Consider the following 8,325-nt stretch of genomic DNA (forward strand, 5'->3'; position numbering starts at 1 on the left):
TATGTTTCTGAACTGTCATTCATACCACAGCTTGCGATATGGTACCATTTCTGTTGAAGATTTGGTACAGGAAGCTATTAAGCATAATATCAAGTCTTTAGCTCTTACAGATATCAATACCATTACAGGCATTTATGAGTTTTACAAAAGCTGTCTTGAGAATAAAATTAAACCTTTAATTGGAGTAGAAGTAAGGCATGAAAATGAACTCTACTACATTACACTGGCAAAGAACAGTCAGGGTATTGCAGAAATTAATGCCATGCTGACTGATGCGAACTGTAACAATATTCCTCTTTCTAAGCAGAGTCCTGATCTCCATAATTCCTTTGTAATTTATCCTTTGGAGAATGTTCCTGAACAGCTAAAGAGCCATGAATTTATTGGGGTAAGACCAGAACAGTTAAACCTACTGATCTCTATTAAATGGAAAAATTTATTCCATAGGATGGTGATTTTAAATCCTGTTACTTTCAAAACCAAAAGAGAATATAATCTGCATAAAATTCTCAGGGCAATTGATTTTAATGTGGTCTTATCAAAACTTACAGTTAATGATTACTGTAAAGATTCTGAAGTTTTAAAATCTGAAGAGGAACTGGCTTTTCATTTTAAATTCCATCATCAGATTATTGAAAACACCCAAAAAATTATTGAAGAGTGTAATTACCATTTTGATTTTTCCACTCCCAAAAACAAAAAAAATTTTACAGACAGTAAAGAAAATGATTATAAACTACTGAAAACTCTGGCTTATAAAGGGTTTAAGGAAAAATACGCTGCAGATAATGAAACAGCATTAAATAGGATAGAAAAGGAACTGAAAGTTATTGATGAACTGTCTTTTTCAGGGTATTTCCTTATCACTTGGGATATTGTGCAGTACAGTAACAGTATGGGATTTATGCATGTTGGAAGAGGTTCAGGAGCCAACAGTATTATTAGTTACTGTTTGGGTATTACCAATATCTGCCCTATTGAGCTTGACCTGTATTTTGAAAGGTTTTTAAATGCCAACAGGAAAAGTCCTCCTGATTTTGATATAGACTGGAGCTGGCAGGACAGAGATACTATTCTGGAGTATATTTTCAATAAATATGGTAAAGACCATGTAGCTTTCTGTGGAACTAATGTAGAGTTTAAATACAGATCTATTTTCAGGGAATTAGGAAAAGTGTTTGGCTTACCCAAGGAAGAACTGGATGTTTTAGCCACTAAACCCATTTCAGAGCATGAAGAAAATTCTGTGGTGAAAACCATTCATAAATATGGTAAACTCCTGGAAAAATTCCCCAACCAAAGAAGTATGCATTCCTGTGGAATTATTATTTCAGAAGAGCCAATTACCACTTACACTGCTTTAGAAATGCCTCCTAAAGGATTTCCAATAGTTCAGTTTGATATGCATGTGGCTGAGGATATTGGATTTGAAAAGTTTGATATCCTGTCTCAAAGGGGGATAGGAACCATTAATGATACGGTGAAACTCATTAAAAGAAATACGGGGATTGATGTGGATATCAGAGACATCAGTATTTCTAAAGATGAAGATGCTGCAAATGACTACCTCAGCAAAGGGAAAACTATTGGCTGCTTTTATATTGAAAGCCCTGCCATGAGAGGACTTTTAAGAAGATTAAAATGTGATAACTACAAAACTCTGGTAGCAGCATCATCCATTATCAGACCAGGGGTTGCACAGAGTGGAATGATGAGGGAATATATTTTCAGGCATAATAATCCCAACCAGTTTGAATATTTTCATAAAGTATTTGAAGACCATCTGGGTGATACCTATGGAATTATGGTGTACCAGGAAGATGTAATAAAAATAGCTTTACATTTTGGAGGATTAAGTGCAGATGATGGAGATATCTTGAGAAGAGCCATGAGTGGAAAAGGAAGATCCCTAGCAGCTTTACAGAAAGTAAAGGATGATTTTTTTGAATCCTGTGCTAAGCTGGGACACTCTGAAAAACTCTCTGCTGAAGTGTACAGGCAGATTGAATCCTTTGCTGGTTATTCATTCTGTAAAGCCCATTCAGCTTCTTATGCTGTGGAAAGTTATCAGAGTTTATATCTTAAGGTACATTATCCTGTAGAGTTCATGGTTTCTGCAGTAAACAATATGGGAGGATTTTACAGGACTGAAGTGTATATCCATGAATGCAGAATGGCAGGTGGAATTATCCATAATCCCTGTGTAAATAAAAGTGAATTTGAAACTACAGTTTACGGTGAAGAGGTATATCTGGGTTTAATGCACATAGAAAAAATTGAAAGCAGGCTTGCTTACTTCATTGTAGAGGAAAGAATGAAGAATGGTGATTACACTTCCCTGGAGAATTTTATCAAAAGAATTCCTGTTGGTGTAGAAACCATTCAGATTTTAATTTTTATTGGAGCTTTCAGATTTACAGGAAGACAGAAGAATGAACTTTTAATAGAGTCCAGATTAATCATGTCTACTTATAAACCAGAATTGAGGATACACACTCTGCTGGATGAACCTACCAAAGAGTATCATCTTCCAGAATTACAGAGATCGGAATTTGAAGATGCTTTTGATGAAATTGAAATTCTGGGCTTTCCTGTTTCCTGCAGTCCATTTGATTTGCTACAGACTAAATTCAGGGGAAATGTAATGGCTAAAGATTTACTCCAATATCACAAAAAAGAAGTGAAAATGCTGGCATATCTCATTTCAAGAAAACATGTTCCTACAAAGAAAGGCACCATGTATTTTGGAACCTGGATAGATGCAGAAGGTGAGTATTTTGATACAGCTCATTTCCCGGATAATCTTAAAAAATATCCTTTCCAGGGTGGTGGATGTTATTTACTTTTAGGAACAGTAGAAGTAGATTTTCATTTCCCAACCATTACCATCACCAAGATGGCTAAAATGCCATTTATTACTGATCCCAGATACTCCAATGACAAAGAGAAATCTCTTGAAGCCCAGAGAAATATCAAAGAGGATGTAAGCATGACCTGGAGAAAACCTTATCCACAGGAACATGAAATAGGCTTGCCAAGAATTAAGATGAATTAAAGCTGTCATATATGTTCTTTTTGTAACTTTGGGAATTATGAAAACTATCTTACTTATCTTTTTTAGCTCATTAGTCATTATAAGCTGTGATTCAGATTTAATTTCAGATAAAGAAATTGAACTTGAAGAGAAACTACAAGCCGCTAGAGATTCTTTATTGGATGCCCAAGAAGAAATTATGATATATGAAGATAAAATTAATGATATTAACTTGAAAATTGGTGAGGCTGATAATGCAATTTTAAACCTAGAATCTGAGATCAGTGATTTTAATTATGAAGATTGGGAGAACAATGTATCTGATGTGGAATATAGTGCTGAAGAAGTTAAAGCAAGGTTAGAAGAAATAAAAAGCGCAGCACAAAAATGAAAATTAAATTTGTTTTTCTTTTTCTGTTATTAATTTTATCCTGTAGTAAAGAACCCCAAAGAATCTCTGACTGCTCCGAAATAAAGCTGCCTTTTAATACCTATGAAGATTTAATAACTGTCGTAGAATCTTCAAAATTTACTATTGAGGACAAAGCAGATACATTTAAGAGTTCATGGATTAGAAGTGCTAAATACTACAGTTGTGATGGAAAAACAGGTTACTTAATTTATTCAACTGATAAGCAGAAATATATTCACCAGAACATTCCCATAGAAGTGTGGAATGAATTTAAAAATGCTGACTCCTTTGGTAGTTATTATAACAAAAATATTAAAGGCAAATACCGATTAACACCAAAAAATGGAGAATAAAAAAATTATAAAAATCGAGTTCACAGATGATGATGGTTCGTATTTCATTAATACAGATAATTTCAGAACAGAGACCCCTGAATTTTCAGCATTTATTAATCATTTAGCTGAGGAACATTTTTTTAATACTGTTGAAGAAACACAGCACCTCAGCACCCTGGAAAAATTGGAGATTCTCTGTCAGGAAGCCAGAGGAAAATTAAAGGAACATGTCCAGTATAATGACCGCTATAAGAAAGACGTGCTTATTACAGTTAATGGGAAAGTTGGTCTGGACAAAGCTAATCCAAAACTTTTCGATGAGGTTTGGGTGCTTTCAAACCGCTTCCTTTTAATAGTTGAAGATAACCTACATGGGCTGATGGATTTTGAGCAAAATGAAATATTACCCATTGAGTATGATATCATTTACATCATGGATGGTAAATTTTTATCTGCTGAAAAAGATGGCAAAACTTACATATTTACCTTCTCTGGTGAAAATATATTTCAGGAGTATGATGAGGTTCGTGAAAACTTCAACCCTTTTGGTACTAGAGCTACTTTTTACTGGGCGAGAAAAGGGACAAACTGGGCTTTATATGATTCAGCTTTAAATCAGGTAATTCCATGTATTCTGAATTATGACAAATGTGAAGTCATTCATTCCATGGGATATAACGACAAGAATCATATTTACATCATGGTACATAAGGACGGTAAGTGTGGAATGATCTGTAACCTGCTCTCTTATGAACTTATTCCTCTTGACTCCACCATTGATAACATTGTGTATAAGCATAAAAAATTCGTAGTATTTAGAACAGATCATACAGTGGAGGAGTATTAGGGGTTAAATTAAAATTTTTGATTTTTAAAAAAAATTTTTTAACCAGACTAAATATTTACATAAGCTGTATCTACAAATACCCCCGCCCTCTTTTAAAAAAAAAAAGCTCCCCCTCCTGACTTATTTAACAGATTTGTTTTTTGTGGGGAGATATTTTTATTTTTTTCTAAATTCTTACTGATCTCCTGATCTCTCTTAAAAGGAAAGTATACTTTTATTTTTCTCTCTTAAAGATTTAAGGGTTTCCCACACGCACCTGCCATTCCATACCACAGTTCTCCTGTCAAGTTCTTATAAACAGTCTGTCTTGTGATGCTGTTTCCCCTAATAGACTGAAAACCACAAACCTCTTGGCTAACTTCCACCAGGATAAAGTATTAACTCAAAAACTTTATCAAAATGAAAAAACATTTCAAAGGATTTGTAGCAAAAGTAGAATTGCTAAAATCAGCGATGGCTTCGCCAGACAAAAATGGTCTAAACCCTGTTATCCTTATAGGTATTGCAGGAGAAATGCCCAGCAAATGTGTCCTTAGTGGAACTCTTGCTGAAAACATGGAACTGGAATATGGAGGAGTATATCTATTCAATGCAACAGAAACAGAGTACAGCCCAATGTATGGGAGAAACTTCAGATATGTAAGACTTTCCGAAAAACTAAATCCTATTGAGATTCTTCAGTCTTCAGATTATGTGGGTAATCTCAAAGTGGTGGATGTAGACTCCAAAGTATCTGCTTCTGAAGCAGAGTTAGAAACAGTTGAAACATTGTAAAACCGTGGCTCCTCGTAAAAGGGGAGCCTGTTTTATGTAATGTTTTTCCGTACCTATAAGTAGTTATCCGGAAGAATATTACATGAATTAAATTTTTACTTTATGGAAACCACAATAAATGAAATTCAGGTAAGTTACACTTCTAAATTCCTGTCTAAAGACCCCATCTCTACAAGTACTGAGGCATTTCGTTATGCCATAAAAATCTGGAATATGGATACTATTGATCTGTTTGAAGAATTCAAGGTACTCTATCTGAATAAAAACAATATGGTCATTGGATATTATGCCCTTGGAAAGGGAGGGATAGATTTCTGTTCAGTAGATGTAAGACTACTTTTATCAGTAGCTCTTACTACTAATTCTACTGGTTTTATCATCGTGCATAACCACCCCAGTGGGAAACTAATGCCCAGTGAAGCAGATAAAAAGATTACAAAACAGATACAGGACTGCTGTAAAATTATGAACTTGGGACTTTTAGACCATTTAATAATCAGCAGTTCAGGATATTTTAGTTTTATGGATGAGTGTATGATGTAATTGAATGGGTTTTTTTACTAAATTTACCATGTTGCCATTTATGGCAGATATTATATTATAGCTTTTTTTGAACTTTAAACAATTAATTTATGGAAGATTATATTCACTATCTTGACTCAGCAGCTATTTCATTAGGAGATATGCATTTCAGTAATGGGGACTATTTTAGGGCTTCAATTGCTTATTCTAAAGGACTTAACCAGTTACAAAAATATAATGGAGATAGTATGGTGGCTATTGAGACAGCAGCATATCTCTCTAGAAAAATAAAGGAATGTAACTCAAAGTCAGAAATACCACCTTACAGAAGAAAGTCTTTTTCAGATTGGTCTTCTAATCTTTAATCCTTTAATAGATCTAAGATAGAGACTTCAAGGGCATCAGCTAACCTGTAAAGAGTGAAGATGGTGGGATTAGTTCTACCAGATTCAATTCTTGAAATATTGGTTACATCAATATCACCCTGCATCTTTCCAACAAGATCCAGTTGAGTAAGACCTTTATCAAGTCTTACTTTTCTGATCTTTTTACCAATATTTTTTAAAAGTTCCGCTTTATCCACCTGCCATTTTTGACAGGTTAAAAATGAAGAATAAATACGTCTAAGTTAATGCCATATATGGCAATACCATTATTATGAAAACATTTTTCAAAATTCTTTTAAGCTTTTTATTACTAAATTTTGGAGTAGCACTTGTACGAACCGCATTTAGCGTACAAGATCAGCTATTCATTGAAAGAAGTTATTACGACGAAATGCACAGTGTTACATTCTTTGGAGGTGCACTAATCATCATTTTGGGAAGCATCTTCCTGGTCTATGCTTTATCCTTTCTAGCTAAGAGTAAAAAAAGTAAAATCATTTTAGGCTCTTTAATTTCCGCAATTATCATTTTGATTTATTATATAAGTGAGAAAAGAAAATTTGATGAAAATTTTAATGATGAAATAGTTGAAGTTCAAGAAGTAGGGGAAGTTGATGAAATAACTGAAGAGCCTGCTACGTTTACTTCTGTAGAGGAGGGCGTGTATGCTTATCAAGGTAAGTTAATAAAGTTTTTATCCCCTTTTGAACTTGATGAAAGATCTGCATTGGACTCCTTATTTATGCTTAAAACAAATAGATCAGATAATTTTGCTCTAAATTTTATAGAATTTGATGCAACTATAGCGAAGAATAAATTCCAGCCAGATCAAGTGGAGGCTATGGAAGAAAATTTCCGTAATTATTTTATGCCTAAAAAAATGATTGAGCTAACTTTTAGGGAAGCCTTTGGAGTGGATATTCAACCAGATGAAATTAATGTATCACGGGCGGATGAAACCTACTGCACACTAAGCTGTACTAAAAATGGTTACATTGGTAGTGCAATCTTCCAAACCAAAGGTCAGTATCAATCTGTATTAATTTCAATATGGAAAGATCCTCACGGGCAAAAATATTTTGAAGATCTGATTGAATCCACAGAGATAATCAATTAATATGGAAAAAGAGAAGAAATGGGAACGTCTGGAAAATAGTTTCCTAAAATATGTAGGAGCAGTAGGCAATGTTATTGCCGAATTATTTGAAGATATACTAGGAGTATTAGTGTATAAAGATGGTAAGTATGCATATATATGGGGTTCCTTCCTTTTTATGATGATTAACGCAGCTCCAGCACTTTACTACTTATTTTTTAATGACATGGAGAGTTATTACAAAAAGGGAAGTTATGATGAAAACGGTGATTATTCTTCAGATCATGACATTTTAGGTGTTTCAATATTAATTTTCTTGGGATGTTTAGTTTTTTTTCTTGTAAAAGAAAGTCGAAAAATACTCAATTCCTCAAGAAAATAATTAATCAGTTTAAACCACTCTCCAAGGAGTGGTTTTTTAATACCATTTAAGCATGATTACACTACCATTTAAAATTGGGGAAAAGTATGAAAAATGGGAATTCGTATTAGACATTACAAGAGATAAAATTACAGGATATGACACTTATACTATCAGCAAGGAATTCTATTGTAGTGATTCAATATCTCAGATAGAATTAACATTTGAACTGGATATTCTTGTGGTCATAACCTTTCTTTGTAGCAGAGCCTATAAAGAAGAACTGGTAAAAAGCACAAAGAATAATACTCTTTATTCTAGGAGAGACAGTAAAATTCTTCATGTGAGTACAGTAAACACGTATCTCTGGTATGTATTAGAAGCTAAAGAAGATGAAATCTTACTTACCTATGGAAAACCTAAAGTGATAAAAAAGCTATTCAGTTTTTTACCTTAAAAGGCATACTTTTCGGCATACCTAAGATTAAATGCATTTGTAAGTCATTAAGTAGTCTCTCCTTAAGCTACCTATAATTTACTGATTATTAGTATTTTGGG

The 8,325-nt window shown here is 33.7% G+C and carries 11 protein-coding genes; 10 read left to right on the forward strand and 1 reads right to left on the reverse strand.

The genetic code is table 11. The annotated features are described in order from the left end of the window. The first annotated feature begins 1 nt into the window (after position 1). The 7 genes from V5N63_RS03050 (at position 2) to V5N63_RS03080 (ending at position 6,289) form a co-directional block, all read left to right on the forward strand. Entirely contained in the window at positions 2–3,055 is a 3,054-nt protein-coding gene (locus tag V5N63_RS03050) for a DNA polymerase III subunit alpha (RefSeq protein ID WP_332032781.1), read from the forward strand. Positions 3,056–3,092: 37 nt separating this feature from the next. Beyond that, positions 3,093–3,425 carry a hypothetical protein gene (locus V5N63_RS03055; protein WP_332032782.1) on the forward strand — a complete coding sequence of 111 codons (333 nt, stop codon included), beginning with the start codon at positions 3,093–3,095 and terminating at the stop codon, positions 3,423–3,425. Then, positions 3,422–3,799: a KTSC domain-containing protein gene (locus tag V5N63_RS03060; RefSeq protein ID WP_332032783.1), complete on the forward strand. Its 378-nt coding sequence runs from the start codon at positions 3,422–3,424 to the stop codon at positions 3,797–3,799. Before V5N63_RS03055 ends, V5N63_RS03060 begins: the two co-directional genes overlap by 4 nt. After that, positions 3,789–4,628, forward strand: a complete 840-nt coding sequence (locus tag V5N63_RS03065) for a hypothetical protein (RefSeq protein ID WP_332032784.1) — start codon at positions 3,789–3,791, stop codon at positions 4,626–4,628. Before V5N63_RS03060 ends, V5N63_RS03065 begins: the two co-directional genes overlap by 11 nt. A 399-nt stretch (positions 4,629–5,027) precedes the next feature. Then, a complete protein-coding gene (locus V5N63_RS03070) occupies positions 5,028–5,402 on the forward strand; it encodes a hypothetical protein (RefSeq protein ID WP_332032785.1) in 375 nt (124 codons plus the stop codon). A 102-nt stretch (positions 5,403–5,504) separates the two neighbouring features. Beyond that, the gene (locus tag V5N63_RS03075; protein ID WP_332032786.1) at positions 5,505–5,945 is read left to right on the forward strand and encodes a JAB domain-containing protein; all 441 of its coding nucleotides are present in this window, start codon (positions 5,505–5,507) and stop codon (positions 5,943–5,945) included. 89 nt (positions 5,946–6,034) lie between these two features. Then, positions 6,035–6,289 carry a hypothetical protein gene (locus V5N63_RS03080; protein WP_332032787.1) on the forward strand — a complete coding sequence of 85 codons (255 nt, stop codon included), beginning with the start codon at positions 6,035–6,037 and terminating at the stop codon, positions 6,287–6,289. Here V5N63_RS03080 and V5N63_RS03085 read toward each other — a convergent pair. Beyond that, positions 6,286–6,507, reverse strand: coding sequence for a helix-turn-helix domain-containing protein (locus V5N63_RS03085; RefSeq protein WP_332032788.1), 222 nt, complete (start codon positions 6,505–6,507; stop codon positions 6,286–6,288). The two genes, V5N63_RS03080 and V5N63_RS03085, sit on opposite strands and share 4 nt — an antisense overlap. Before the next feature lie 74 nt (positions 6,508–6,581). On the opposite strand from V5N63_RS03085, the gene V5N63_RS03090 reads away from it, so the two are divergent. The 3 genes from V5N63_RS03090 to V5N63_RS03100 are packed head-to-tail and all read left to right on the forward strand — an operon-like array spanning position 6,582 to position 8,224. Then, positions 6,582–7,427, forward strand: coding sequence for a hypothetical protein (locus V5N63_RS03090; RefSeq protein WP_332032789.1), 846 nt, complete (start codon positions 6,582–6,584; stop codon positions 7,425–7,427). 1 nt (position 7,428) lies between these two features. Continuing rightward, positions 7,429–7,788 carry a hypothetical protein gene (locus V5N63_RS03095; RefSeq protein WP_332032790.1) on the forward strand — a complete coding sequence of 120 codons (360 nt, stop codon included), beginning with the start codon at positions 7,429–7,431 and terminating at the stop codon, positions 7,786–7,788. Between the two features lie 52 nt (positions 7,789–7,840). Continuing rightward, complete coding sequence (locus V5N63_RS03100; protein ID WP_332032791.1) at positions 7,841–8,224, forward strand: hypothetical protein; 384 nt, start codon at positions 7,841–7,843, stop codon at positions 8,222–8,224. Positions 8,225–8,325: the final 101 nt, after the last annotated feature.

The sequence above is a fragment of the Kaistella sp. genome (assembly GCF_032060305.1).
Lineage (GTDB): Bacteria > Bacteroidota > Bacteroidia > Flavobacteriales > Weeksellaceae > Kaistella > Kaistella yananensis.

What these genes read in the sequence shown, in the direction of transcription:
- V5N63_RS03050 (WP_332032781.1), top strand. Translation starts at nt 2, where the DNA reads ATGTTTCTGAACTGTCATTCATACCACAGCTTGCGATATGGTACCATT.
- V5N63_RS03055 (WP_332032782.1), top strand. Translation starts at nt 3,093, where the DNA reads ATGAAAACTATCTTACTTATCTTTTTTAGCTCATTAGTCATTATAAGC.
- V5N63_RS03060 (WP_332032783.1), top strand. Translation starts at nt 3,422, where the DNA reads ATGAAAATTAAATTTGTTTTTCTTTTTCTGTTATTAATTTTATCCTGT.
- V5N63_RS03065 (WP_332032784.1), top strand. Translation starts at nt 3,789, where the DNA reads ATGGAGAATAAAAAAATTATAAAAATCGAGTTCACAGATGATGATGGT.
- V5N63_RS03070 (WP_332032785.1), top strand. Translation starts at nt 5,028, where the DNA reads ATGAAAAAACATTTCAAAGGATTTGTAGCAAAAGTAGAATTGCTAAAA.
- V5N63_RS03075 (WP_332032786.1), top strand. Translation starts at nt 5,505, where the DNA reads ATGGAAACCACAATAAATGAAATTCAGGTAAGTTACACTTCTAAATTC.
- V5N63_RS03080 (WP_332032787.1), top strand. Translation starts at nt 6,035, where the DNA reads ATGGAAGATTATATTCACTATCTTGACTCAGCAGCTATTTCATTAGGA.
- V5N63_RS03090 (WP_332032789.1), top strand. Translation starts at nt 6,582, where the DNA reads ATGAAAACATTTTTCAAAATTCTTTTAAGCTTTTTATTACTAAATTTT.
- V5N63_RS03095 (WP_332032790.1), top strand. Translation starts at nt 7,429, where the DNA reads ATGGAAAAAGAGAAGAAATGGGAACGTCTGGAAAATAGTTTCCTAAAA.
- V5N63_RS03100 (WP_332032791.1), top strand. Translation starts at nt 7,841, where the DNA reads ATGATTACACTACCATTTAAAATTGGGGAAAAGTATGAAAAATGGGAA.